Annotated in this window: 23 protein-coding genes; 10 read left to right on the forward strand and 13 right to left on the reverse strand. The window is 67.8% G+C overall.

Going from position 1 to position 23,764, the window contains the following annotated elements:
- Nucleotides 1–219 precede the first annotated feature (219 nt).
- Both DFR50_RS29615 and DFR50_RS29620 read right to left on the reverse strand, forming a co-directional pair.
- Nucleotides 220–1,506, reverse strand: a complete 1,287-nt coding sequence (locus DFR50_RS29615; protein ID WP_113893666.1) for an O-acetylhomoserine aminocarboxypropyltransferase/cysteine synthase family protein — start codon at nt 1,504–1,506, stop codon at nt 220–222.
- A gap of 177 nt (nt 1,507–1,683) precedes the next feature.
- Nucleotides 1,684–2,034: a CCDC90 family protein gene (locus tag DFR50_RS29620; protein WP_147262967.1), complete on the reverse strand. Its 351-nt coding sequence runs from the start codon at nt 2,032–2,034 to the stop codon at nt 1,684–1,686.
- Nucleotides 2,035–2,207: 173 nt separating this feature from the next.
- Here DFR50_RS29620 and DFR50_RS29625 point away from each other — a divergent pair, with 173 nt between their 5' ends.
- Nucleotides 2,208–2,759 (forward strand): DUF1003 domain-containing protein, encoded by a 552-nt coding sequence (locus DFR50_RS29625; protein ID WP_113893670.1) that lies wholly within the window; start codon nt 2,208–2,210, stop codon nt 2,757–2,759.
- A gap of 17 nt (nt 2,760–2,776) precedes the next feature.
- On the forward strand, nt 2,777–3,925 hold the full coding sequence (locus DFR50_RS29630) for a M23 family metallopeptidase (protein ID WP_113893672.1): 1,149 nt from the start codon (nt 2,777–2,779) through the stop codon (nt 3,923–3,925).
- A gap of 18 nt (nt 3,926–3,943) precedes the next feature.
- On the opposite strand, the gene DFR50_RS29635 is transcribed toward DFR50_RS29630, so the two are convergent.
- Complete coding sequence (locus DFR50_RS29635; protein ID WP_113893674.1) at nt 3,944–4,783, reverse strand: alpha/beta fold hydrolase; 840 nt, start codon at nt 4,781–4,783, stop codon at nt 3,944–3,946.
- Between the two features lie 41 nt (nt 4,784–4,824).
- Nucleotides 4,825–6,150 carry an MFS transporter gene (locus DFR50_RS29640; RefSeq protein WP_210209082.1) on the reverse strand — a complete coding sequence of 442 codons (1,326 nt, stop codon included), beginning with the start codon at nt 6,148–6,150 and terminating at the stop codon, nt 4,825–4,827.
- 420 nt (nt 6,151–6,570) lie between these two features.
- Between DFR50_RS29640 and DFR50_RS29645 the strand changes: the two genes are divergently transcribed.
- On the forward strand, nt 6,571–7,590 hold the full coding sequence (locus DFR50_RS29645) for an alpha/beta fold hydrolase (RefSeq protein WP_113893676.1): 1,020 nt from the start codon (nt 6,571–6,573) through the stop codon (nt 7,588–7,590).
- Nucleotides 7,591–7,699: 109 nt separating this feature from the next.
- Here DFR50_RS29645 and DFR50_RS29650 read toward each other — a convergent pair whose 3' ends face one another.
- Nucleotides 7,700–8,377 (reverse strand): hypothetical protein, encoded by a 678-nt coding sequence (locus DFR50_RS29650; protein WP_113893678.1) that lies wholly within the window; start codon nt 8,375–8,377, stop codon nt 7,700–7,702.
- Between the two features lie 10 nt (nt 8,378–8,387).
- Nucleotides 8,388–10,721 carry a CHAT domain-containing protein gene (locus tag DFR50_RS29655; protein ID WP_170153445.1) on the reverse strand — a complete coding sequence of 778 codons (2,334 nt, stop codon included), beginning with the start codon at nt 10,719–10,721 and terminating at the stop codon, nt 8,388–8,390.
- 117 nt (nt 10,722–10,838) lie between these two features.
- Between DFR50_RS29655 and DFR50_RS32405 the strand changes: the two genes are divergently transcribed.
- Nucleotides 10,839–11,801: a hypothetical protein gene (locus tag DFR50_RS32405; protein ID WP_170153446.1), complete on the forward strand. Its 963-nt coding sequence runs from the start codon at nt 10,839–10,841 to the stop codon at nt 11,799–11,801.
- Between the two features lie 130 nt (nt 11,802–11,931).
- On the opposite strand, the gene DFR50_RS29660 is transcribed toward DFR50_RS32405, so the two are convergent.
- Nucleotides 11,932–12,345, reverse strand: a complete 414-nt coding sequence (locus tag DFR50_RS29660) for a VOC family protein (RefSeq protein ID WP_113893682.1) — start codon at nt 12,343–12,345, stop codon at nt 11,932–11,934.
- 31 nt (nt 12,346–12,376) lie between these two features.
- Nucleotides 12,377–12,823, reverse strand: coding sequence for a peptidoglycan-binding protein LysM (gene lysM / locus DFR50_RS29665; RefSeq protein ID WP_113893684.1), 447 nt, complete (start codon nt 12,821–12,823; stop codon nt 12,377–12,379).
- Nucleotides 12,824–12,989: 166 nt separating this feature from the next.
- Between lysM and DFR50_RS29670 the strand changes: the two genes are divergently transcribed.
- The 5 genes from DFR50_RS29670 to DFR50_RS29690 all read left to right on the forward strand — a co-directional run bounded on the left by DFR50_RS29670 (nt 12,990) and on the right by DFR50_RS29690 (nt 15,705).
- Nucleotides 12,990–13,904, forward strand: a complete 915-nt coding sequence (locus DFR50_RS29670; RefSeq protein WP_113893686.1) for a DnaJ C-terminal domain-containing protein — start codon at nt 12,990–12,992, stop codon at nt 13,902–13,904.
- 5 nt (nt 13,905–13,909) lie between these two features.
- Entirely contained in the window at nt 13,910–14,200 is a 291-nt protein-coding gene (locus tag DFR50_RS29675; protein WP_245428226.1) for a chaperone modulator CbpM, read from the forward strand.
- Between the two features lie 145 nt (nt 14,201–14,345).
- Nucleotides 14,346–14,648: a hypothetical protein gene (locus DFR50_RS29680; protein WP_113893688.1), complete on the forward strand. Its 303-nt coding sequence runs from the start codon at nt 14,346–14,348 to the stop codon at nt 14,646–14,648.
- Nucleotides 14,649–14,713: 65 nt separating this feature from the next.
- Nucleotides 14,714–15,205: a hypothetical protein gene (locus tag DFR50_RS29685; protein ID WP_147262969.1), complete on the forward strand. Its 492-nt coding sequence runs from the start codon at nt 14,714–14,716 to the stop codon at nt 15,203–15,205.
- Nucleotides 15,206–15,303: 98 nt separating this feature from the next.
- Nucleotides 15,304–15,705, forward strand: a complete 402-nt coding sequence (locus DFR50_RS29690) for a VOC family protein (RefSeq protein ID WP_113893692.1) — start codon at nt 15,304–15,306, stop codon at nt 15,703–15,705.
- Here the strand turns inward: DFR50_RS29690 and DFR50_RS29695 are convergent.
- Both DFR50_RS29695 and DFR50_RS29700 read right to left on the reverse strand, forming a co-directional pair.
- Nucleotides 15,680–16,918 carry a DUF2235 domain-containing protein gene (locus tag DFR50_RS29695; RefSeq protein ID WP_113893694.1) on the reverse strand — a complete coding sequence of 413 codons (1,239 nt, stop codon included), beginning with the start codon at nt 16,916–16,918 and terminating at the stop codon, nt 15,680–15,682. The genes DFR50_RS29690 and DFR50_RS29695 overlap by 26 nt on opposite strands.
- Before the next feature lie 116 nt (nt 16,919–17,034).
- Nucleotides 17,035–17,850 carry an SHOCT domain-containing protein gene (locus tag DFR50_RS29700; protein WP_113893696.1) on the reverse strand — a complete coding sequence of 272 codons (816 nt, stop codon included), beginning with the start codon at nt 17,848–17,850 and terminating at the stop codon, nt 17,035–17,037.
- A gap of 436 nt (nt 17,851–18,286) precedes the next feature.
- On the opposite strand from DFR50_RS29700, the gene DFR50_RS31780 reads away from it, so the two are divergent.
- Nucleotides 18,287–18,814 (forward strand): hypothetical protein, encoded by a 528-nt coding sequence (locus DFR50_RS31780; protein WP_147262970.1) that lies wholly within the window; start codon nt 18,287–18,289, stop codon nt 18,812–18,814.
- 338 nt (nt 18,815–19,152) lie between these two features.
- Here the strand turns inward: DFR50_RS31780 and DFR50_RS29705 are convergent, their stop codons facing one another.
- The 3 genes from DFR50_RS29705 to DFR50_RS29715 form a co-directional block, all read right to left on the reverse strand.
- Nucleotides 19,153–22,755 carry a hydantoinase B/oxoprolinase family protein gene (locus DFR50_RS29705; RefSeq protein WP_113893697.1) on the reverse strand — a complete coding sequence of 1,201 codons (3,603 nt, stop codon included), beginning with the start codon at nt 22,753–22,755 and terminating at the stop codon, nt 19,153–19,155.
- Nucleotides 22,756–22,955: 200 nt separating this feature from the next.
- Nucleotides 22,956–23,216, reverse strand: coding sequence for a BrnA antitoxin family protein (locus DFR50_RS29710; RefSeq protein ID WP_245428227.1), 261 nt, complete (start codon nt 23,214–23,216; stop codon nt 22,956–22,958).
- Nucleotides 23,200–23,487 carry a BrnT family toxin gene (locus DFR50_RS29715; RefSeq protein WP_113893701.1) on the reverse strand — a complete coding sequence of 96 codons (288 nt, stop codon included), beginning with the start codon at nt 23,485–23,487 and terminating at the stop codon, nt 23,200–23,202. The genes DFR50_RS29710 and DFR50_RS29715 overlap by 17 nt, the downstream gene beginning before the upstream one ends.
- Nucleotides 23,488–23,764 lie beyond the last annotated feature (277 nt).

Here is a 23,764-nt window from a genome sequence, read left to right on the forward strand (position 1 = left end):
AAAGTCGTGCAGCGCCGCATTGCCCGTGCGCGGGTCGTCCAGACCGTCCCAGCATTCGATAAAGCGATCCAACACATTCTCCCGAGCCGCGTATCATCCGCCACCCGGTAGAATCCATCTCACTCAAAACGCAAAATCCGGCTCACAAGGGCCGCCGAATTCCAAGTGCGATTCCCCTGCCCGGAGCGGCCGGCGGTCGCCGCTCCGGGCGTGCTCCGACTATGCCGACGCCTTCAGCGCCTGGTCGAGGTCGGCCAGGATGTCGTCGATGTGCTCGATGCCGATCGACAGCCGGACGTAGCCCTCCGACACGCCGGTGGCGAGCTGGTCCTCGGCCGACAGCTGCGAATGCGTCGTGGTCGCCGGATGGATCGCGAGCGAGCGCGCGTCGCCGATGTTGGCGACGTGGTAGAGCAGCTTCAAGGCGTCGATGAACGCCCGCCCCGCGTCCTTGCCGCCCTTGATCTCGAAGCCGACGAGACCGCCCTCGCCGCCTTTCAGATACGCCTCCGCCCGGCGGCGCGCTTCGCCGACCTGCTGCGACGGATGAATGACCTTCTCCACTTCCGGGCGCTTGGCGAGCCAGGCCGCGACCTTGGCGGCGTTGGCCGAGTGGCGCTCCATGCGCAACGGCAGCGTCTCGACGCCCTGCAGCGTCAGGAAGGCGTTGAACGGCGACATCGCGGCGCCGAGGTCGCGCAGCAGGGTGACGCGCGCCTTGATGATGTAGGCGATGGGCCCGAGTGGCTTCACCGCCTCCGACCAGATCGCGCCGTGATAGCTGGGATCGGGCGTGTTCAGCGCCGGCTGGCGCCCCTTGTGGTCCTCCCACGGGAAGGTCCCGCTGTCGACCAGCAGGCCGCCGATCGAGGTGCCGTGGCCGCCGAGGTATTTGGTCGAGGAATAGACGATGATCGCCGCGCCGTGATCGAACGGGCGCGTCAGAATCGGCGCCGCGGTGTTGTCCATGATCAGCGGAATGCCGAAGCGCCGGCCGATCGCCGCCACTTCCGCGATCGGGAAGGCGATCAGCTTCGGGTTCGGCAGCGTCTCGGCGTAATAGGCGCGCGTCCGGTCGTCGGTGGCGCGGGCGAAGTTTTCCGGATCGTCCGGAGAGACGAAGCGGACCTCGATGCCCTGGTCCTTGAGGGTGTTGGCGAACAAATTCCAGGTGCCGCCGTAGAGGTCGGTCGAGGAGACGACGTTGTCGCCGACCCTGGCGAGGTTCTGCAGCGCGAAGGCCGAGGCCGCCTGACCGCTCGCCAGCGCCAGCGCCGCGACGCCGCCCTCGAGCGCGGCGATGCGCTTCTCGAGCACGTCGTTGGTCGGGTTCATGATGCGGGTGTAGATGTTGCCGAGTTCCTTGAGGGCGAACAGGTTCGCCGCGTGCTCGGCGCTCTGGAACTGGTACGAGGTCGTCTGGTAGATCGGAACCGCGACCGCGCCGGTGGTCGGGTCGGCGCGCCAGCCGGCGTGCAGGGCGAGCGTTTCGGGCTTCTGGGTCATGGGTTCCTCTCCAAGGGACGCGCTCTGAATCACGCGTTTTCCACGCGGTTCAGAATTTAGTATATAAGCCGACTGGACTTTCGTCCTTATCGATTTCCGGCGGGGGGCGCAAGCCGGCGGCGAGCAGGGAAGCCGTGCATCGGGCGCACGAGGCGGGCCCCGGCCGGCGAGCGGACGTCAATGTACGAATTTGACGATCGCGAAGACCGCCCCGACGAGGGCGAGGATGAAGGTCAACACCCAGCGCAGCGTGTCGTTCTTGGCCTGGGCGATCTCGGTCCGGACGCCGGCGATCTCGGTCCGGACGCTGGCGATCTCGGTCTTTACGCCGGCGATCTCCGCACGGAGCCTGGCTTCCGACGCGGCGATCTCGGCCCTGAGGTCCGCGACGTCGCTCTTCGTCGCGACGCCTTCGGCGAACGCGCCCTCCAGCGCTTCGGCCGAGGCGCGCGCCTGCTCGGGCGAGAAACCGCCCCGCGTCAAGCGGTCGATATAGGTCAGCGGGTTGAACAATACCTGGGCGGTCATGGCCGCATGAGATAGCACAAAGGCAGAGGCCGGCGCGAGAGGGACGCTCATGGCGCCGACGTTCGTCTTCCAAGCTTCACGCTTGCTGCTGTAGGAAAAACACGACAACCATCGATCGCGACATCGAGCCGCCGCGGCGAAACAGGGCCACGGCGAGCGCCCGGAGGAGAGCCATGAGTTCAGAGCAGGGACACAATCACGCGCGCAGGTTTCATTTGCCCCACTCTCACCTGGAGTCGGTGTTCGGCGGCGACTGGTTCGGCGTGCGGGCCGAGGGGTTCGCGCGGTTCTTCGGCACGCCGACGTTTCTCATTGCCCAAACGGTCATCGTCGCGATCTGGATCTGGGCCAACGTCGCCGGGTTGACGAATTTCGACGTCTATCCGTTCATTCTGCTGAACCTCGCGTTCTCGCTTCAGGCCGCCTACGCCGCGCCGCTGATCCTGCTCGCGCAGACGCGGCAGGCCGACCGCGACAAGGCCAACAGCCTCGCCGACGCCCAGCATCGCGAGGAACTGCATCAGGTCAACGAGGACCGGCAGGAGCAGATGCGCAAGCAGTCGGGGCTCATGCTCGATATGCTCGGGCAGAACACGGCGCTGACCGAGACGGTGGAGAAGCTGCTGCGCCAGAACACCGAACTCACCGAGACGGTGCGCGTGCTGGTCCAGCGCATCGAGACGATGACCGCCGAGGTCCACAGCCGGCTGGCGCGGCCGACCTGAGCCCGCAGGAGGGGTCCATGAACGCCGTCCTGTCCGCTCTCGTCGTCGCCGCCTTCGCCCTCGCCCCGCCCGCGCTCGCCGCGGATCCGCATCCGCCGCAAGTGACCGTGTCGTTCCTCGCCGAGCCCGCCCCGATCGTGCAGGAGGGCGCGACGAAGCTCGTCTACGAAATGGCGCTGACCAACGTCGTCGCCGGCCGCTACGTCGTCGATTCGATCGAGGCGCGCGCCGGCGACACGGACGCGATTTTCGACGCCAAGGCCCTCGCCGCGATGACGCAGCGCTTCGACCAGCGCGGCGCCGCCCCGGCGCCGGGCGATCCGCTGACGCTCGAGGGCGGCCGCGGCGCCGTCGTGTTCCTGATGCTCGACCTCGGCAAGGCGCAGGCGCCGGCGACGATTCTCCACCGGCTGCGCCTGATCGACGACAAGGGCGTGGCGCATGTCGTCGAGCCTGCGCCGCTCGCGGTCGCGCAAGAGCGCCCGATCGTCGTCGGCCCGCCGCTCCGCGGCCAATGGATCGCCGGGGATTCGGTGCACAACGGCCCGGACGCCGCCCACCGGCGGGCGATGATCGTCTTCGACGGGCGCGCCTTCATCGCCCAGCGCTACGCCATCGACTGGATGCAGGTCCGCGACGTCGACAGCAAGCTCACGACCTGGAAAGGCCCGGAGGACCAGAACGCGAGCTACTTCTGCTACGACCAGCCGATCCTGAGCGTCGCCGACGGCACGGTGGTGGCCGCGAGCGACGGCATGGCGGAGAACGTTCCGCACGCCGGGACCCGCGCCGAGCCGATCACGGCCGACAACGTCGGCGGCAATCACGTCGTGATCGAGATCGCCCCGCATCGCTACGCCTTCTACGCCCACATCCGTCCCGGCACGGTGACGGCGAAGGTCGGCGAGCGCGTGCATCGGGGCGATGTGATCGGCCGCGTCGGCAACAGCGGCAACTCGACCGAGCCGCACCTGCATTTCCACATCGACGACCAGCCGTCGTTCCTCGCCGGCGACGGCGTTCCGTACGCGTTCGACAAGGGCCTCGCCAGCGGCGCGGTGCAGGGCGACGCCGCCGCCGAGGTGGCGACGTTCGGCGCGATCGGGCCGCAAAAACCGTTCGTCGACGACTATCCGGCCGAGAACGCGCTCGTCACCTTCGAATGAGCGCCGGCGGCCGCGCGCTCATTCGTCGCCGAGAAAGTGCAGGATCGCGAAATTGAACAGTTTCGGGTCCTGCAGGAAGGCGAAGTGGCTGACGTTCGGCAGAATCAGCAGCCCGGCGTGGGGAACGGTCGCGGCGATATATTCGGTGTGCTCGCGCTTGATCGCCTCGTCGTGGTCGCCGTCGACCACCCAGACCGGCGTGTCGATGGTCTGAAGCTCGGCGTCGGTCCAGTTCGGCTGGTCCGCCCACATCTTGCTGATCTGCGCGACGAAGGCGTCGTAGTCTTTCGGCGTCGCCGACAGCTCGGAATATTCGTGGCCGGCCCGTTCGATATAGGCGGCGAAGGTCGGGTTTGTCTCCACGCCGTCCTTGACGCCGGAGGTCTGGGTGTTGGCGGCGAAGGCGAACACCTTGCCGACCCGGTCCTTGTGGCGCAGCGCGAGGTCGAGGCCGAGGATCGCGCCGTCGCTCCAGCCGACGACGTCGGCCTTCGGGATCTTCAGCTCATCGAGCAGCGCCACGACGTCGTCGGCCATCAGGTCGTAGCCGTAGGGGCGGGCGTCGCGGGTGCTGCGGCCGTGGCCGCGGCTGTCCATCAGAATGACGGTGTGATGCGCCGCCACCGCCGGGACCTGATTGCCCCAATAGTCGGTGTTGGCGAGGCCGCCGTGCAGGAACACCACCGGCGACCCCTGGCCGTAGATCGCGTAGTGGACCCTTATGCCGTTGACGGCCGCCTCGCCCTGCCGGTCGGTCGGGATCGGCGCCGGCGTCGGCGGCAGCGTCTCCCACAATTCGGCTGCCGCCGCGGGCAGCGTGAGAACGACGAGCAGGGCGGCGAGGACAAGCTTGCGCATGGGCGAAATTCCTTTTCGTCTATCCACGCAGTCAGCATTCCTCATTCCGCGGCTGTGTTCAAGGGGCGAGGCGCCTCGGCCGGCCTTCCCCAGGACGGCGCCCCGGCCGCGTCTCGTTCCGGAGTGCGGCGGTTCGGTCCGGTCTCGGGCATCAGCAGGGCAAAGAACGCCAGGGCGCAGAGCGCGATCAGCGCCAGCGACAGGAAGCCGGCCGGATAGCCGAAACTCTGCACGACGAACCCGGCCGCGAGGTTGGACAACGCGGCCCCGGCGCCCACGCACAGCGCCGTGAGCCCCTGGGCGAGGTTGAAGCGGCCGGTTCCCTGCATCAGGTCGGAGGCGATGACGACCGCGATCACGCCGAAGATTCCCGCCGCCACGCCGTCGAGAAGCTGGATCGCGATGACGCCCAGCGGAAAGTCGACGAACGAGAACAGCACGCCGCGCACCGGCAGGACCGCGAGCGCGACCAGGAAGATCGGCTTCCGGCCGACACCCCTGGCCATGGCGCGACCGACCGCCCAGGCGACGCCGACCATGACGAGCTGGGCGGCGATGATGCAGGCGCTGAGCGAGATGGTGTCGGTTCCCGGATGCTTCAGCGCCAGCACCTGTCCCGCCATCGGCAGCATGGCGGCGTTGCCGAAGTGGAACAGGACGACGGAAGCGAGAAAGACCACGAGGTCGCGCCGCTTCAGGAGATCGCGATACGGAATGGGCTCGCAGGCGCGCTCGGGGCTCTCGCCGCCGCGGGCGAGCACATGGTCGATCTCGGCCGGCCGGATCAGCAACACGACAGCGGCGCTGGCGACCGCGAAGGCGCAGACGAGATAGAAGATCCAGTGATAGCCGAAACGCCCGCCGATTGCGCCGACGAGGGCCGCGGCGACGAAATTGCCGGCGTGATTGAAGCCTTCGTTGCGGCTGACCCGCGCATCGAGCTTGCGCCGCCCGACCAGTCCGAGCGACAGCGCCGCAAGGGCGGGCGGTATGATCGCCGACGCCGCCCCGAGCATGATTTGCGCCGCGATCACCGGTCCGAACCTGGGGAAGAATGCGATCGCTAGCGAGCCGGCGGCGACGAGCAGGCCGGAGACCGCGACCAGCGTCCGCTTCCACCTCAGGCTGTCCACCATCAGTCCGGCCGGAACCTGGAAGCAGGCGGCCGCGACGCTGCTCGCCGCCATGGCGACGCCGATCCCCGCTGGCTGCCAGCCCTCCCCTCCCTTGAGGAACACCGAAAGATAGGGACCCAATCCGTCGCGGACGTCGGCCATCAGGAAGTTGAGCCAGTCGAGACCGCGCAGGCTCTGCGCCGACGGCGACCGGTCGCCGCCGGCTCGATCTGTTTCGGGGTCTTGGGTCACCGCGCCCTCGCGTTCAGGTTCGGGCCGAGACTCTTCGCCAGGGTCGCGCCCGCGATCGTCATGATGGATCGAGGGCAGCGCGGCGCCGTGCTCGCCGCGGCCGTCGCCGCAACCCCGAACCGCGCGAGTCTCCGCAAGCGCAACGTCGCTCGACCCCTTCTCGCCGCGGAACGCCCGCGGGCCGCCCCCTCAACGTTCGGGAGCTGCTTTCGGCGCACAAACGAGGCGGCCGAATGTGGAGTTGCGGCGCCTCCCAGGGTGGAGCCGGACGGTGCGCGCTCCGCGAGGGCGGCGTCCCGCCGCCCGGCCGCCCGGGACGGACGCCCTCCCGTCACCAGAGCTCTTCCTCGAGCCCGGTTGCGGCGCGGGCGGCCCCGGGCGCATGATCGAGGGCCCCGGAAGGTTGGAGGACGATCGGACATGCATGGTCCTGGACGGGCGCTCGGCGCCGGACTCTTGGCCGCCCTGGCGCTCGCCGCTTCCGCTCGCGCCGGCGCGCCCTCGTACGGGCCGGAGTTGCAGGGCTTCGACTATCCCTTCCCGGTGCGCGACTTCGCCTTCTCCTCGCAGGGCGAGGCGCTGACGATGCGCTCCATGGACGTCGCTCCCTCCGCGCCGGCGAACGGACGGACCGCCGTCCTTCTGCACGGCAAGAATTTTTGCGCGGCGACCTGGGAGGACACGATCCGGGCGCTCTCATCGGCCGGCTGGCGCGTCGTCGCGCCCGACCAGATCGGCTTCTGCAAGTCCACAAAGCCCGAGCGCTATCAGTACAGCTTTCAGCAGCTCGCCGCGAACACCCACGCGTTGCTGGCCTCGCTCGGCGTCAAAAACCCCGTGCTCGTCGGCCATTCGACCGGCGGCATGATCGCCGCGCGCTATGCGCTGATGTATCCGGGCGAAACCGGCGCGCTCGTCCTCGTCAACCCAATCGGCCTCGAGGACTGGAAGGCGCTCGGCGTTCCGCCGCTCTCCGTCGACCAGTGGATCGAACGGGAAAAGGCGACCACGGCCGACCGCATCAAGGCTTACGAGCAGGCGACCTATTACGCCGGACAATGGCGCCCCGAATACGACCGCTGGGTCGCGATGCTCGCCGGACTGATGCAGGGTCCGGGCCAGGAGACCGTGGCCCGCAACCTCGGGCTGATCGACGACATGATCTATACCCAGCCGGTCGTCTACGAGTTCCCGCTGATCAAGGTCCCGACGCTGCTGATGATCGGCGACAGGGACGTGACCGCGATCGGCAAGGACGTGGCGCCGCCCGCGGTTCGCGCCCGCCTCGGCCATTACCCGGAGCTCGCGCAAACGACGAAGGCGGCCATCCCCGGAGCGCAGCTGATCGAGTTTCCCGACGCCGGCCACGCGCCCCAGATCCAGGATCCTGCGCGCTTCAACGCCGCGCTGATCGACGCGCTCGCGCGGCTGGGACAATAGTCGTCATATCAGGGGGCTGCCGAAGCCAAAGCGTGACCGCCGCCCTACAGCCTCTTTTCACTTCGGCGCACCTTCGCCTCATGGGGCCATCGCCGCCGGCCGATCGTTGCTAACCGGCTTTGTAGAGGGTGATGTCGCGCACACGCTCATCGCGGGTCCGGCCGAGCACCAGATCGCGCGCCGCGCCGAATAGTCCGTTCTTGGCCAAAGTCGCCTTGACCAGCAATTCCGCCCTCACCGTATCGCTCGCCGGCACCGTGACCGCCAGCGCCTGATGGGCTCCGATTCCCTGCTTCAGGATATTGTCTTCCGCAAAATCCCAGATCGCGCGCAAGGAACCGGCGCCCGAGCCTTTGACCCGGCACGTGAACGAATCATATTCGAGCTGCCGTTTTGCCGACACGGACGGCTCGATGGACAGCTTGCCCAGACCGAGCGAGATCTTTCCGCTCGGCTCGAGCGAATAGGTCACCTTCACCGGCTCCTTGATTTCCGTCGGCGCGATATCGATGAACATCACGCCCTGCGGCTGAACGATCTGCACCGTGACGCGGCCGGAAACGAAGCGCGTCCCCTCCGCGGGCTGGAACGCGCAGTCGAGTTCCACCATCGCGCCGCCGCCATCGCGCGGCTTCTGGAGCCCGCGATCGCGCTTGACGATCAGAATACGCGAGCCTGTGATGTCCTCGTCGGTCAGGAGCTCGAGAGGCGGCGCCGCGCCCAGTTCCCGGATCGCGTCGGGGTCGCCGACCAGCTCAGCGTCGAGCAAGATCTCGCCGTCGTTCAATTGCTTCCTCCTATCGCCAATCGCCGTACAAAACGTAGGCGGCCCAATGATAGGGAGCCGCCATTGAACGATCTCCGTTGATGAGGTCGAGCGCGGCGGAGCGCACGGCGTCCGCCCTGGCCATCGCCGCAGGCGGCAAAACCCGCTGGTAATAGGCCGACATGAAGGCGGCGCTGGCGTCGTCACTGACCGGCCACAGCGCGGCGATGATGCTGCTTGCGCCCGCCAGATGCAACGCGGGGACCAGTCCGAGCGGCTCGTCGCCGCTGCGTATGTCACTGGCCGCGCTTTCGCAGGCGCCGAGACTGATCTGCTCCGCCGCGATCCCGCCCAAACCGATGATGTCGCGCGCGCTGAGGCGATTGTCCGCGCCGGCGAATTCGAGCCAGGATTCGAGGGCGGCCCCGGGCGTGAAGATCGCGTGGCCCTGGAAATGGACGTTGCGCGCCCGCGACAAGGCGGCGAGGAAGGCTGCTTTCGTCGCCGCGTCGCGCAAGAGCGGCGTCACGCCGAACCGCGCCGCCAACATTTCCGCCAGGGACGAGGCGGCGCCCCGGTCGCCGCGCGGATCGCCGAACACCGCCAGCGGCTCCGGCGCCGCGGGCTTCTCGCGCAAGGCGACGCAATGGCGCGTGACGCCGAGGCTATGCGTATAGACGACCGGATTCCGCGCGATCAGCGGTTTCCCCTCCAGCGTGAGGGCGTGCAAGGGCAGCGCATGCAGCGCGCTGGTGGGACAGAGGATGAGCAAGTCCTCAGGCGCCGTCAGCTCGGCCAACGGCGCGACCAATGCGTCGATGTCGTGCAGAAACGAGGGACTGTCGCGCAACGTCTCGCGGAAGTCACGCACGCCCATGTGATTTGCGATGAACGCCATGACCGCGCTCACGGAAATTGCCACAGGCGCAATCCGGGCCGTGGCTCCGGGCCGGGCGACCGCGACATGAAATCGATCGCCGATCCTGATCCAGTCGACACAGGCGCCGGCGCGGACGCCGCCTTCGCCATTGTCGAACAGCGCGGCCAGATCATCCGGCGCAAGCGGCGCGCCCTTCATGAGGGCGAGGTAACGCGCAAAGCGCGGATCGCTCCGCATCCTGGCGTCGATCGCCGCAAGCTGCGCCCTGAGCCCCGGCCGTTCGGCCGGCGCCGCTTCCCGCAGGCGCAGGCCGAGATCATGCGCGGCGGAAAGCAGGCCGGAGGCTCGCGCATCGCCGTCGATTTCCGTCAACAGGCTGCGCGGAGCCGTGACCGACAGGCCGAGCAAATCGGCGAGGGCGCGCGATTTTCCGTCCTGCGCCCAGTTCCAAAGGTCGATCTCGCGGCCCGGCTGCGAAACGAGAATTTCGAGCGCCAGTTCGACGATCCTGCCGCTGCGATCGGCGAAGGTCAGCTTGCCGGTCTGAACGTCCGTCGTGGCTCCGGAGGCGAATTCGCGCCGCGCGGCGTCGAGATCCCGAAAGCCGTCGCGCAGATGACGCAGCGCCTGTTCCCGCATTGTCCCGGCGAGCTCGGCCGGCGCGTCGCGCCGCGAGTTCTCGTAAAGGCGGGCGAGCATGAAACGCGCGTTCGCCGCCTCCTCGCGCATGGCGGCCGCGCAATAATAGGCGAGCGCCGCATTCAGATTTGTTTCGCTTTCGCCGAAATGCTCGAGAAAGCCGGCCCGATCGCCGCGTCGCTGCGCGTCGAAAGCCGTGTTGAGCCGGATGACGCCGATCATGTAGCGCGAGTTGGCGGCCTCCATCGCATAGCCGCCCGAGTCGTAATGGGCCGCCGCTATTCGAAGGCTCGCCTCCGGCTCATCCGCGACGGCTTGCGCGCTTCGCACGGAGCCGCGCAACTGCGCGAGACCGCCGAGCTCCTTGGCCGCCTGACGCTCCGGCAGTTTCCTGGCGAGGTCTTCGCCTTCCTTCAGCATGTCCCCGGCTTCGGTCAGAAGCCGCGCCGGATTCTCGCCCGGCGGCGCGAACAGGAAGGTCTGCCATCGGCACTGCACCGAGAGCCTGAGACTTTGCAAAGCGGCCGGAACATCGCCCCGCGCGCGGTCCTTCTCCAGCCAGTGGTCGGTGAGACGCCGCGCTTCCGCAAAGTCCGCCTCGGTGCGAGATCCCATCAGTTGATTGGCGAGCGCGGTCGCCGTGATCGAGCCGAGATCGTCGGCGCCCAATTCGTCGTACGCTTCTTCCGCCTCTCGCAGGCGCCCCAAAGCCTTCTCGGTGTCGCCGGCGAAGGCGTAGGCGCTGGCGAGAACCTGTCTGACCTGAGCCTGAACAACCCGCGGCGCGGGCCGGCCGAGCGCAGCGAGACAGACATCGATCGCGTCGGTCAGTTTTCGCCCCCGCATCAGAATATCGGCAAAGGCTATCTCTGAGGAGGTTCTGGAAAGCCACAGACCAGTCGTCGCGGCAATTTCCATAATCCGCAGGCGAAGCTGCTCCGCTTTTTCGATCTGGCCCTGCTCGTGCGCAAAGCCGGAAACGTCGATCAAGATCGAGAGCGCATCCCTCGGACGATCGGCGGCAAGGTACTTTTCGAACAGCGTCTCGAACGCCGAGAATTGCGCCTGTCCGTCGCGCTGGGCGCGCAGGATTTCGACCCGTTCGACGTCGAGCGCGCCGCCTTCATCGTCCGCGCGGGCGAATGCCTGCCTCGCCGCGTCGAGCCGCCCCGCGACCGTGTCGACGTCACCGCCGCTCTGGACCAGGATTGTCGCGGCGGCGACCTCGGCCTGAGCGGCGCGATCCGGTCGGCCGAGGGCGCTGGCGCGTTTCGCGACGTCCGCGAGCAAGCCTATGCGCGCCTGCGCCGGTTCGCGTGGCCAATCCGCATGATTGTGGCGAGCAACCAGCGCCTCGTACGCGCGACCGGCGCGTTCGAGTGTGTCCGCCGCCTCCCACAGCAGGCCACGCGCAACGGCCGCCCGCCGCACATCGATCTCGTAATAAACGAACGCCATCTGGACGATGCGGGCGGCCACACTCGTCGCCTCGGCGAAATCAGCCCCGTTGTCGCGTCCAGCCGTCGCTTCGGCGAGAAAGCTTTGCGCATGCCGCAAGGCCTCGGCAATATCGACGTGACGCAGCACGCCGATTGCGGTCCGCTCCAGCGCGAGCAACGCGGCGAGGTCCGCGTCGACTCCGTCGAGGGCGGCTTGGTCGAGCAGCGCCAGCGCATCGCTGACGTAGCCCTGGCGCACGCGAAAGCGAGCGCACTTCAGCGCGACAGACGGGCGCCGGCGCGCGTCCTGCCCCAAGTTCGCGATGAACCGCGCCCCCGCCGCATAACCGCCGCGGCTCAGGAATTCTTCCAAAGGCGCCAGCGTGTCGCCCATGTCGCCCTCGAGAATCGCGTAATCAGCGCCGCCTCGAATGTTCGGCCGGAGTTCCAGCGCGACCGTTTCAGTTTGCCGCAGCGATATCGATAAATCAGCCCAGACACCGACGCCAGTCAACGCCGATGCGGTGACGAGTCCGAATCGATGCGACGGCCGCATGCTCCTCGCGGCGCGCCGCGCCGCTCGCGCTCGCGCCGCCGGGAGCGTTCAGGGGCGTGCTTCACGGTCCCGCGCCGGCGTCGGCGATTTCGTCGTAGCCGCGGCCGAGGAACTGGATCAGGCAAAAACCGTGGCCGAACGGATCGGCCATCGCCGCGATCTTGCCCCACGCGTTGACGCGGATGTCCGCTTCGGCCCGCGCGCCGGCGGCGACCGCGCGCGCCGCCGCGGCGTCGATGTCGTCGACCACGACGTCGAAATGCACCGGCGTCCAGTGGCGGTCGTAGCGTCTGGGCGCGTCGGCGGCGCCGATCGAGCCGGCCGGATTCTGCAACAGGTACAGCCGGACCGGCAGACCGCCGAGTTCGACGACGTCCGCCCCGAGGCGGCGCGTCACCGTGAGGCCGAGCGCCCCGGCGTAAAAGGCGACGCCCCGGTCGAGAGACGGGACGTCGATGTTGATGAGCAGATCCACGTCCGCCAGCGGCCGGGCCGCTTCGACGTCGTCAGGGCAGCGCCGGGACGCGCAGCACCTGGCCCGGATAGATCAGGTCCGGATTCTTCAGCATCGGCTTGTTGGCCTCGAAGATCACATTGAACTTGTCGCCGTGGCCCTTGCCGTACTCCCGCTCGGCAATCGCCCACAGCGTGTCGCCGGCGACGACGGTGTAGAACCTGGACTCGACCGCGGCCGCGGCCGGCTTGATGTCGTTCTGCACCGTGCCGACGCCCTTGGTGTTGCCGAGCGCGATGGCGATCTTTTCAGCCTCTTCCTGCGTCTTGGCGGCGCCGGACACCTTCACTTTGTCGCCGTCGACCTCGATCTTGATGTCGGACGAGTCGAGGCCGTGCTTTTCGAGTTCCTTCTTGAGCTCCTCGGCCGGCGCGGCCTTGGCTTCGCTGCCGCCGAACAAAGACGCTCCGGCGTTCTTGATGAAACTGATGAGACCCATGGCTTGCTCCTCCTCTCAGCCGGCGTCTGGCCGGGCTCTTGCAGTCAGCAAAGGGGGGGCCCCCCCAGGCGAGCGCACTATCTTCGAACAACGGCCGTCACACAAGTGTGGAGCCGGCGCCCGGAAACCTGCTAAGGCTCGCCATCCCGCTCAACCGGACGCCGCCATGAAAGACCCCTACGAAATCCTCGGCGTGGCGAAGACCGCGACCCCCGAGGAGATCCGCAAGGCCTACCGCCAGCTCGCCAAGAAACTGCATCCGGACCTGAATCCGGGCGACAAGCGCGCCGAGGAGCGGTTCAAGGAGGTCGCCTCCGCCAACGACCTCCTGTCCGATCCCGACAAGCGCCGCCGCTTCGACGCCGGCGAGATCGACGCCGCCGGGGCAGAGAAGGCGCCGCCGCAGGGGCGCTATTATCGCGAATACGCGAGCGGCGCCGGCCATCATCCGTACGAGAGCGCGGAGGGCTACGCCGACTTCGCCGAGGGCGACGACCTGTTCGCCGACCTGCTGCGCCGCTCGCGCGAGCAGCAGCGCGAGCAGATGCGGCGCGCGCCCGGCGCCGACCTGCGCTACGAGCTGCATGTCCCGTTCCTCGACGCCGTCAACGGCGGGGTGAAGACGATCACCCTGCCCCAGGGCGGCACGCTGGACGTCACCATCCCCGCCGGCGTCGAGGACGGCCAGACGATGCGGCTCAAGGGCAAGGGCGCCCCCGCCCCGGCCGAGGGTCCGCCCGGCGACGCGCTGGTCCAGATCGTGGTCGAGCCGCACCGCTACTTCGTCCGGGAGGGCGACGACATCCTCGTCGAACTGCCGATCACCGTGAAGGAGGCGGCGCTGGGCGGCGAAGTGCGCGCGCCGACGACGACGGGCGGGGTCATGCTCAAGATCCCGCGCGGCTCGAACACCGGCGACACCCTGCGCCTCCGGGGCAAGGGGGTGAGAACGCGAAGAGGCGCCGGCGACGAGCTCGTCCGGCTCAAGGTCGTCATGCCGAAGGAGCCCGACGCCGAACTCGACAGCTTCCTCGCCGGCTGGACGCCGAAGGCCGGCTACGATCCCCGCAAGGAGATGTGACGCCCATGATCACCGAGCGCGAGTTTCTCGAACGCACGCATCTCGATCGCGGCACGCTGGAGATCTGGATCCGCGAATCCTGGATCTGCCCCGCCAGCACGGCGCCCGAGCGGGCCTTCACCGAGATGGACCTCGCCCGCGCCAACATGATTCACGACCTGAAGCACAACATGGGGGTCAACGACGAGGGCCTCGACGTCATCCTGCACCTGATCGACCAGATGCACGGGCTGCGCCGGGCGCTGGCCGAGGCGCTGGGGTCGCTCAGGACGGGCGGGGGCGGGTCAAAGGCGTAGTGTCGACCTCACAACGAAGGACATGAAGGATCACGAAGACTTGGTGTTCCTTCGTGTCCTTCGTGGTGATCTTTCGGATTGACGGCGAGAAACGAAGGGCGGACTGTCATCGGGAAAATTCGGCGGCCCGTTGAGGAGACAGGACATGGCCGAAGCCGACAACAGTCTGATGCTGACGATCCTGCGGGAAATCCGCGCCGACACCAACCAGCATCGGACGATGCTCCTGCAGGTGATCGAAATCCTGCGGCGTCACGACCGCCGGTTCGATGAAATCGAGCGGCGGTTCGGCGACGTCGAGCACCGGATCTCGGATACGCGCGCTGACCTCGAACTGATGTTGAAGGCGGAACTGCTCGGCCGTCTGACTCATTTCGAGACGCGGATGGACGAGCGGATCGCTGAACTCGAGGATCGCCTTTCGGCCGTCGAGCGCCCGGGCGGCTAGCGATCCGTTCGCCCACGGCGGGCGTAAGAATCGCCGACGTCGGGCTTCAAGAAGGAGACGGCCCCTTGCGAACTGTGACTGCGCTGATCCTTCTCGCAGCGGCCGCCGTGGCCTGCCCCGCCGCAGCCGCCGAGCCCTTGCCGAAATCCGGCTCGGCGAAACTCGCGGCCTATGCGGTCTGCCGCGCGCTCGCCAAGGTCGACATGGGGCCGGCCGGCTCGGCCTCCTCGGCCGAGTGCAACGGCGTCGTCAAGACCCGCGACGGCTCGAAGACGCTCGACAACCTCGCGATCCGCTGCCTCGAGGAGTCGAAGGCGCGTCCCGAGGGCTACGCCTTCACCGGAACCTGCATCGAGACCGACGGCGACGGCGACAAGCTGTTCATGACTTACGAGGGCCCCGAGAGCGGCGACGTCGCGCTGCTCGGCGGGACCGGCAAGTACAGGGACGTGTCCGGCAAGGGAACCTGGTCCGTCGCCGACGCGCCCGCCAACACCGCCGACCTGTTCGCCTTCACGCTGAGCTACGACGTCGGCTGGACGACGAAGGAGAAGTAGGCCCGGGGCCCCGCTCGCCGCGCCAGGCGGCGCCTGGGACCGAAGCAAGGAGGCGGCGCGTTCGGATCAACCCCATCGAGGGAAACGGAGCACGGCCGATGTCCACGACCCCGCGACCGCCGCAGATCATCCCCTATCTCTTCTACCGCGACGTGTCCGCGGCCCTCGTCTTTCTCACCCGCGCCTTCGGCTTCGAGGAGGACATGCGCCACGGCACGGCGAGCGGCGGCCTGCATGCCCAGGCGTCGTTGCAAGGGCAGGTCGTCATGATGGGCCAGGGAGGCGGGGGCTACAGCGTCAAGTCGCCTTTGGACGCCGGCGCGGCGACGATGGGCGTGTTCGTCTATATCGACGACGTCGACAGGCATTACCAAGTCGCCAAGGCGGCGGGAGCGGAGATCGTCGAGCCGCCCAAGGACGTCGAATACGGCCGGACCTACTGGGCCAACGACCCGGAAGGGCATCCCTGGTTCTTCACGACGCCGCCGAAGGCGGAGTGACGGCCGGCCAGAGCGCCTGCTCCTCCGCAGTGACGGCCGCCGTCTCAGCCGGCGCGATCGAGGCCGGCAGGTTCGGCGGCTGATACGGCGTCGCCGGCTTGCCGAGGTCGAGGCACGGCCGGCCGCGCTTCTTCAAGGTCAGCCAGCCGACGCGCTCGCCGACGTTGGCGACCTCGGGATTGCTGACGTTGGTAAAAGCCCTGTGTTCGACCGCGGCGGGCGCGAGGATCGCCCGGAAATGCGGCGCGAACTGGTCGATGATCCACCCCTTGCTGGAATCGACGACCTCCCCGTCGACGTTGGCGCTCCTGGTCATCGCCCGCACCGCGTCGGCGTCGAATTCGAGGCCCGTCAGCGCCTCGATCCGGGCGACCATCCAGATCAGCGCCGCGTCGGACAATCCGGTCTCGGCGTAGCCGCCGCCGACATTGGAATGCGCGCCGGGGAACCACGTCTGCTCGACATGAGCGGTCGGCGGCTTTCCCCTGGGGGCCGTCCAGAAGGTCGGGACGAACGGACGCCGGTGTTCGTCGACCGCCACCGCGTGCAGCCCGACCTCGACCGTCCTGCCGATCTCGGTGTCGTGGAAGCCGAGCGCGAACAAAGCCCAGTAGCGCGCGATCGCGGCGAGGCCGAAGCCGGCCGGCACGCCGTAGGAGCCGACGGTATCGAAGACGGCGATGCACTTGATCGCCCGATCGTCGTGAAAGGCGCCGCGCGCGGCCGCGCCCCGGTACGCGTCGATCGCCGCCTTGTCGCTCCGGCTCGCGGGCGCGGCCGCGTTGCGCACGGCGGGGCGCACGCGATAGTTCGCCCAGGCGGCGTCGAAAGTCTGCGGATCGGCGCGCTTCTGGATGCCGGAAGCGCCGATCAGGCCGCCCAGCGCCCGCGCCGCATAGGCGCCGCGCGAGAAGCCGACGAGATAAAGCTCGTCGCCGGGCGCGAAATTTTCGACGACGGTCTCGTAGGCGTCCTGCACGATCGCCTTGAGACCGATGCCGATCGCGCCGCCGAGGATTTTCTTGAAGAGGTCGGATTCCGCGCCGACCCCCTTGTGATAGAAGACCTGCTGCGCCGTTCCGTCGGACGCGACGGGCTTGATCAGCGCCGCCTTCACCATCGGGTTCGCCGGGTCGAGCTTGGCGATGTTGGTGGGAAGCGGCGAGTCCTCGTCGCACCACGTCCCGTCGATTAGAATGACGATCCGCTTCATGGCCGTCCCCCGCTGCGGCCCTCGGCCGTCAATGCGCGTCGCTCGGCCGGACAATACGCCGTTTCGCGGCGGCTGGCGAGCGGACGGGAGCGCGGCGGGGACCCGCGAGCGCGCGCCTAGAGGCGGCTGAGCAGCTCCGCCTTCTTCGCCGCGAATTCTTCCTCCGTCAGGATGTTCTTCTGGCGCAGCTCGGCGAGACGCTCGATCGTCTTGACGATGTCCTCCATCGCCGGCGTCGCGGCGCGCGCAGCCGTCGACGCGGCCGGGGTGGGCGTCGGCGCGGCGGGCGTCGGCGCGGGCGGAGTCGGCGACGGCGGCGGGGATTTTTGGCCGGCTTCGCTGCGCGGCGAAACCGGCGCGAGGTCAGACAGGCGCACGACGCCGAACTGGCTCGTGAAGGTCAGCGACCGGTCGCCTCCCTGCTGCTGCGAGAATCCGGAAATGCGGTGCTCGCCCGAATCGTAGACGCGGACCTCGCCGCCCGCCTCGATCGCGACCCGCCGGACCGCTGGAAACCAGGCGTATCGCATGTCGTTCTGCGCGCCGGTCGAGGCCGGGGCGCCGAGGTCCGCCGGCCACCAGGCGCCGCCCGCGCCGGTTCCCGAAACGAACAGGCTCGCGCCGTCGCCCTGGCTTTGCGACTGAGCGGGCGCCGCGGCGAAAGGCTGGCTGCGCAGCAGGCCGGCGAGCTCGTTGCAGAGCGCGTCGACCCGGTATTTCAGTCCGGAATTGAACATGTCGCCGATCATGATCATGCCGCCCTGCGACCATTGCCCCATGCCGCCGAGGTCGGGATGGTTGAACTGCGCCTGGGCGCCGTGTCCCTGAGCGAGCGCGCCGAGCAGGCCGAGCGCCGCATCGACGCCAACCCCGTGGCGGGCGGCGATTTCGGTCACGAGGCGAAGACCTTCGGGCGTGAGGTTCTGCTGCATAATTCATCTTCCCTTGTCTATCAATGGCTTATCGTGGTTCCATGCTCGGCTCGTAACTCCCAAGCCGGCAGCGAACAGCGCCGTCATCGCGAGCGAAGCGAAGCGATCCAGGGCCGCTGGGCCACTGTCGCGCCCTCTGGTCGTCCCGCCGCCCTTCGTTGCGAGCAGAAGACGGGGCGATTTTTTCCGCAGGAAGCAAGCCGCTGCATGGATTGCTTCGTCGCTTTGCTCCTCGCAATGACGGGGTTGGGAGTTACCTCGGCTCCGGCTCACTGTGCGTCGCGAGTCGTGAGCGTCATGGAAACGCATCGGGTCCGAAGAACCGCCCCCATGACGACGAAGGGCAAGGCCGCAAGCACCGAGGCTCTTTCAACATTCTTGACAAGTAAGGCACAGGCATTTGCGGTGAGTGTAAACTTTAGACTCGCAGACCAAAATGACATCCTCAATCAGAGAATTCTGGCGAGGGCTCGACGACTCGGTTCACCCGGACGACGCACCCTATTTCAAAGCCGACCGGCACAGCTTCAATCTAGAGTTTCCGCCACCTGCATTTATTGGTGACATAGACAATGCGCCCGTTGTGATTCTCATGCTCAATGGCGGATACGACAGAACTCTGACGCCTGCCGAGTTTGCGAGGCCTGACGACCGAGCGGAATATCTGGCCTGGATAAAAGGCGAGCGGAAGGCGTTCCCTCAAAACCTCTCGGCTTATTACACTCAGCACCCAGAATTCTCGTTAGTCCGAGACGGCAGCGCTGTGATCGTCAACGCCGTCGCATATCGCTCTGAAGGAATTACCCGCGAACCGCAGAACCAGAAGTTGGCAAAGCTTCCCTTCAGTTCATTCGCACCAAAGGTGGCTTCGACAGGAGGTCGTGCCTGCCGCAAGAGCCGGAGACAGGCTCGTCGTTGCACACCGTTGCGGCCTTTGGAATTTCAAAGCCGCCGAATTTGGTGATGCGCCAAACGTGTACCACTCTACAAATCCGGTGTCGCCGTATCTCTCGAACGAAATGCGCGCGAGGATAGCCTCATGGCTCAGGAAACCCGGTCGGTAACTCCCAACCCCGTCATTGCGAGGAGCAAAGCGACGAAGCAATCCATGCCGCGGCTTGCTTCCTGCGGAAAAAATCGCCCCGTCTTCTGCTCGCAACGAAGGGCGGCGGGACGACCAGAGGGCGCGACAGCGGCCCAGCGGCCCTGGATCGCTTCGCTTCGCTCGCGATGACGGCGCTGTTCGCTGCCGGCTTGGGAGTTACCCCGGTCGCCGCAGAAGCTAAAATTTCATTGAATTCATTACAGTTTCTTCCCCCACCCTCCCCCGGTCGGCGTGACGATCTCGATCGCCTCGCCGGCGGCGACCTCCGTTTCCGCGCAGCCGCCCAGCTCCTCGATGCGGCCGTCGTTGCGGCGCACGCAATTGCGGCCGAGTTCCCCGGGTTCGCCGCCGAGCGCGCCGGGATTGGGGACCTGGCGGTGGCCGCTCAGCACCGCGACGTGCATGGCTTTCAGGAACCGGATGCGGCGCAGCGTCCCGTCGCCGGCGTTCCACTGGCCCCTGCCGCCGGAGCCGCGGCGGATGTGGAAATCTTCCAGCACGACCGGGAAGCGCGTTTCGAGAATCTCCGGGTCGGTCAGGCGCGAGTTGGTCATGTGGGTGTGGACCGCGGCCGCGCCGTCGAAACCGGGGCCGGCGGGCGCGCCCGAGCAGATCGTCTCGTAATATTGATAAGTCTCGTCGCCGAAGGTCAAATTGTTCATCGTGCCCTGCGCCGAGCCGAGCGCGCGGAGCGCGGCGAACAGCGTGTCGGTCACCGCCTGCGACACTTCCACGTTGCCCGCGACCACCGCCGCCGGATAGGTCGGCGACAGCATCGAGCCCTCGGGCAGGATCACCCGGATCGGCCTCAGGCAGCCGGCGTTCATCGGGATGTCGTCGTCGACCATGACCCGGAACACGTACAGCACCGCGGCGCGCGTCACCGGTTCGGGAGCGTTGAAGTTGCTCGGCTGCTGCGGCGAGGTTCCGGTGAAGTCGACGGTCGCTTCGCGCTTCGCCTTGTCGACCGTGATCTTCACCTTGATCACCGCGCCCTGATCGGAGACCGATTCCGCCTCGGCGTCGGCGAGCCGGCCGATCACCCGCCGCACGCTCTCTTCGGCGTTGTCCTGGACGTGGCCCATATAGGCTTCGACCGTCTCGAGGCCGAAATGCTCGACCATGCGGCGAAGTTCTCGCGCCCCCTTTTCGTTGGCGGCGATCTGCGCCTTGAGGTCGTTGACGTTCTGGGTCGGGTTGCGCGCCGGCCACGGCTCGCTGGTCAGAAGCGCGACCAGTTCGCGCTCGCGAAAGCGCCCGCGCTCGACCAGCAGGAAATTGTCGATGTAGATCCCCTCCTCGTGGATCGTGGTCGCGAGCGGCGACATCGAGCCCGGCGCGATCCCGCCGATGTCGGCGTGGTGGCCGCGCGAGGCGACCCAGAACAGGATCGCGTCGCCCGCCTCGTCGAACACCGGCGTGCAGACGGTGATGTCGGGCAGATGCGTGCCGCCGTTATAGGGCGCGTTCAGCGCGAACACGTCGCCCGGCCGGATGCGGCCGGAATTCTCCTTGATGATCGTCTCGACCGAGCGGTCCATCGAGCCCAGATGCACCGGCATGTGCGGCGCGTTGGCGACCAGCGAGCCCGCGCGGTCGAACACCGCGCAGGAAAAGTCGAGCCGCTCCTTGATGTTGACCGAATAGGCGGTGTTCTGCAGCGTCACGCCCATCTGCTCGGCGATCGACATGAACAGGTTGTTGAAAATCTCGAGCATCACCGGATCGGCGTTCGCGCCGATCGCCTCGCGTTTCGGCGCCGGCTTCACCCGCGTGAGGACGACGTGGTTCTTCGGCGTGATCGCCGCGCGCCAGCCGTCTTCGACCACGATCGTCTGGTGCGGCTCGATCACCAGCGCCGGGCCGTCGACCGTCGACCCGATCGGCAGCGCCTCGCGCAGGAACACCTCCGCCTCCCGCCACCCGCCCCGGGAAAAGACCCTCGTCCGCCGCGCGGGCTCTGGCGCGCCGCCGGCGGAAGCGTGAATCGCCCGCTCGGAAAAGCGCGCAGCGCCGCCAACCGCCTGCGCCGAGACCGCCTCGATCACGATCGCCTTCGTCCGGTCGAGGAAGCCGAACTGCGCCTTGTGCGCCGCCTCGAAGGCGCGGCGCATCGCGACCTCCGAGCCGAGATCGACCTCGATCGTGGTGTCGGAGCCGGCGTAGCGCAGCTGCGCGCGGGCGTGGACCGTGACGGACGCGCGTTCGACGCCCTGCGAGACGACCTCCTGAACCGCCTGCTTGCCGAGCAGGTCCACCAGCAGGCCGAGGCGGAACAGGGCGAGGGGTTCGAGCGGCAGGTCGACCCCTTGCGCGCGCTCGGCGGAAATGTCGGCGAGCCCCATGCCGTAGGCCGACAACAGCGACGACATCGGATGGATCAGCACGGTCGGAATCGCCAGCGCGTCGGCGACGTCGCAGGCGTGCTGGCCGCCGGCGCCGCCGAAGCAGTTGAGCGCATAGCGGGTCACGTCGTGGCCGCGCGCGACCGAGATCGTCTTGATCGCCTCCGCCATTTTCGCCACCGCGATGGCTAGGAACCCGTCGGCGACCGCCTCGGGCGAGCGGCCGTCGCCGATGGTCTCGGCCAGCGCCGCGAATTTCGCCCGCACGACCTCGGCGTCGAGCGGCGCGTCGCCGTGCGGCCCGAACACGTGCGGGAACAGGTCGGGGACGAGCTTGCCGGTCATCAGGTTGGCGTCGGTGACGGCGAGCGGGCCGCCCTTGCGGTAGCAGGCCGGGCCGGGATCGGCGCCGGCGGATTCCGGGCCGACGCGATAGCGGGCGCCGTCGAAGTGCAGGATCGAGCCGCCGCCGGCCGCGACCGTGTGGATCTTCATCATCGGCGCGCGCATGCGGACGCCCGCCACCTCGGTCTCGAAGGCGCGCTCGAACGTCCCGTCGAAATGGGCGACGTCGGTCGAGGTGCCGCCCATGTCGAAGCCGATCACGCGGGAGAAGCCGGCGCTCGCGGCGGTGCGCGCCATCGCCACCACGCCGCCCGCCGGGCCCGACAAAATCGCGTCCTTGCCGGCGAACAGTTTGGCCGAGGTGAGGCCGCCCGACGACATCATGAACATGACGTTCGCGCCGGTCCGCTTCACGTCGAGCGCCTGCGAGACGCGCGCGACATAGCGGGCGAGGATCGGCGACAGATAGGCGTCGACCACCGTCGTGTCGCCGCGGCCGACGAGCTTGATCAGCGCCGAGCAGCGATGGCTTTCGGAGACCTGCGGGAAGCGGAGCTTTCGCGCGATGTCGCCGACCATCTGCTCGTGCGCCGGATGGCGCCAGGCGTGCAGAAAGACGATCGCGACCGCGTCGAATTTGTCCGCGCGCGCGGCCTTCAGGGCCGCCCGCACGGCGTCCGGATCGGGCGCCGCCTCGACCGTCCCGTCGGCCCGCACCCGCTCGTCGATCTCGATCACCTTCGCATAGAGCTGCTCGGGCTTGACGATGTTTTTGGCGAAGATCTTCGGCCGCGCCTGGTAGCCGATCTCGAGCGCGTCGCGGAAGCCGCGCGTCGTGACCAGCAGCGTCCGCTCGCCGCGCCGCTCGAGCAGCGCGTTGGTGGCGACCGTCGTGCCCATCTTGACGGCGCCGACGGCGCCCTCCGGGATCGCGTCGCCGCGAGCGAGGCCGAGCAGGCGGCGGATCGCCTCGACCGCGGCGTCCTCATAGAGCGCGCTCTCCGACAGCAGTTTTCGCGCGTGCAGCCGCCCGTCGGGCGCGCGGCCGATCACGTCGGTGAAGGTGCCGCCGCGGTCGATCCAGAAGTCCCAGGCCCGCTTTGCTTTCACGATGGTTTGATCCCGCGCCCACGCTTTGCCGCGAGCCTACGAAAGGTCCGACGATCCGCGCAACCGTGGGCGGTAGAGGCCGGTCTTGGACAGCGCCGCGATCTTCGAGACGGCATGGGGTGTGTCGCCACGCCGCCAGATCCTCCGCTGACGCTGCGCTCCAGGCAACGACGTGGCGCAGGTCGGAGAGGCGATCTCATTCAGGGGGAGCGTCGGTGAGCGTCGACATAGGCGCGCAAGACGGCGTTCATCCGCGTGAGATGCCCTCTGCCTTGCGCCTTGAACCAGTCGAGGATGTCTGTGTCGAGGCGCAGATGCACGGAGGTCTTGCCGCTCGGCACGACGACGCGAGCCTGTTTCCAGAAGTCCTCCCCCAGCGGCTCCGCTTCGGGCGCGTCGGGGCGCGTTTGATCTTCCCCGCGGGCTCTCCTGGCTTGAATCTCGCTAAGGGAAAATCTCACGGTGGTCGGTTTCTCGCTCATTCCTGTTCGCCTTCTGCGCGGTGATGATCCGAATGACCGCGTCGCCGCGCCAAGTGTACGCCACGCGGTAAATCTCCGTTTCCACGCGGCCGAGGGCTATGAACCGCGACTCGCCGTAATCCTCGCGATCGTCGATCCTCTCGATGATCTCGTTGGCGAACATCGCGGCGGCGGTGAGAAAGGACACGCCGTGCTTCGCGAGATTGTGCGCCGCCTTGTCCTCGTCCCACTCGAACTGCAAATCGCCCATTCAAATTCCGCATGGCGTAACTCCCAAGCCGGTAGCCAACAGCGCCGTCATCGCGAGCGAAGCGAAGCGATCCAGGGCCGCTGGGCCGCTGTCGCGCCCTCTGGTCGTCCAGCCGCCCTTCGTTGCGAGCAGAAGACGGAGCGATTTTTTCCGCAGGAAGCAAGCGGCGGCATGGATTGCTTCGTCGCTTTGCTCCTCGCAATGACGGGGTTGGGAGTTACCGCATGGCTAATAATACACGATTGTGTACACAAGTTCAATGCCGTTCTGCAGGCGT

It is taken from the genome of Roseiarcus fermentans (genome assembly GCF_003315135.1).
Lineage (GTDB): Bacteria > Pseudomonadota > Alphaproteobacteria > Rhizobiales > Beijerinckiaceae > Roseiarcus > Roseiarcus fermentans.

What these genes read in the sequence shown, in the direction of transcription:
- DFR50_RS29700 (WP_113893696.1), bottom strand. Translation starts at nt 17,850, where the DNA reads ATGCAGCAGAACCTCACGCCCGAAGGTCTTCGCCTCGTGACCGAAATC.
- DFR50_RS29695 (WP_113893694.1), bottom strand. Translation starts at nt 16,918, where the DNA reads ATGAAGCGGATCGTCATTCTAATCGACGGGACGTGGTGCGACGAGGAC.
- DFR50_RS29625 (WP_113893670.1), top strand. Translation starts at nt 2,208, where the DNA reads ATGAGTTCAGAGCAGGGACACAATCACGCGCGCAGGTTTCATTTGCCC.
- DFR50_RS29675 (WP_245428226.1), top strand. Translation starts at nt 13,910, where the DNA reads ATGATCACCGAGCGCGAGTTTCTCGAACGCACGCATCTCGATCGCGGC.
- DFR50_RS29635 (WP_113893674.1), bottom strand. Translation starts at nt 4,783, where the DNA reads ATGCGCAAGCTTGTCCTCGCCGCCCTGCTCGTCGTTCTCACGCTGCCC.
- DFR50_RS29680 (WP_113893688.1), top strand. Translation starts at nt 14,346, where the DNA reads ATGGCCGAAGCCGACAACAGTCTGATGCTGACGATCCTGCGGGAAATC.
- DFR50_RS29690 (WP_113893692.1), top strand. Translation starts at nt 15,304, where the DNA reads ATGTCCACGACCCCGCGACCGCCGCAGATCATCCCCTATCTCTTCTAC.
- DFR50_RS31780 (WP_147262970.1), top strand. Translation starts at nt 18,287, where the DNA reads ATGACATCCTCAATCAGAGAATTCTGGCGAGGGCTCGACGACTCGGTT.
- DFR50_RS29715 (WP_113893701.1), bottom strand. Translation starts at nt 23,487, where the DNA reads ATGGGCGATTTGCAGTTCGAGTGGGACGAGGACAAGGCGGCGCACAAT.
- DFR50_RS29655 (WP_170153445.1), bottom strand. Translation starts at nt 10,721, where the DNA reads ATGCGGGGGCGAAAACTGACCGACGCGATCGATGTCTGTCTCGCTGCG.
- DFR50_RS29615 (WP_113893666.1), bottom strand. Translation starts at nt 1,506, where the DNA reads ATGACCCAGAAGCCCGAAACGCTCGCCCTGCACGCCGGCTGGCGCGCC.
- DFR50_RS29620 (WP_147262967.1), bottom strand. Translation starts at nt 2,034, where the DNA reads ATGACCGCCCAGGTATTGTTCAACCCGCTGACCTATATCGACCGCTTG.
- lysM (WP_113893684.1), bottom strand. Translation starts at nt 12,823, where the DNA reads ATGGGTCTCATCAGTTTCATCAAGAACGCCGGAGCGTCTTTGTTCGGC.
- DFR50_RS29630 (WP_113893672.1), top strand. Translation starts at nt 2,777, where the DNA reads ATGAACGCCGTCCTGTCCGCTCTCGTCGTCGCCGCCTTCGCCCTCGCC.
- DFR50_RS29645 (WP_113893676.1), top strand. Translation starts at nt 6,571, where the DNA reads ATGCATGGTCCTGGACGGGCGCTCGGCGCCGGACTCTTGGCCGCCCTG.
- DFR50_RS29670 (WP_113893686.1), top strand. Translation starts at nt 12,990, where the DNA reads ATGAAAGACCCCTACGAAATCCTCGGCGTGGCGAAGACCGCGACCCCC.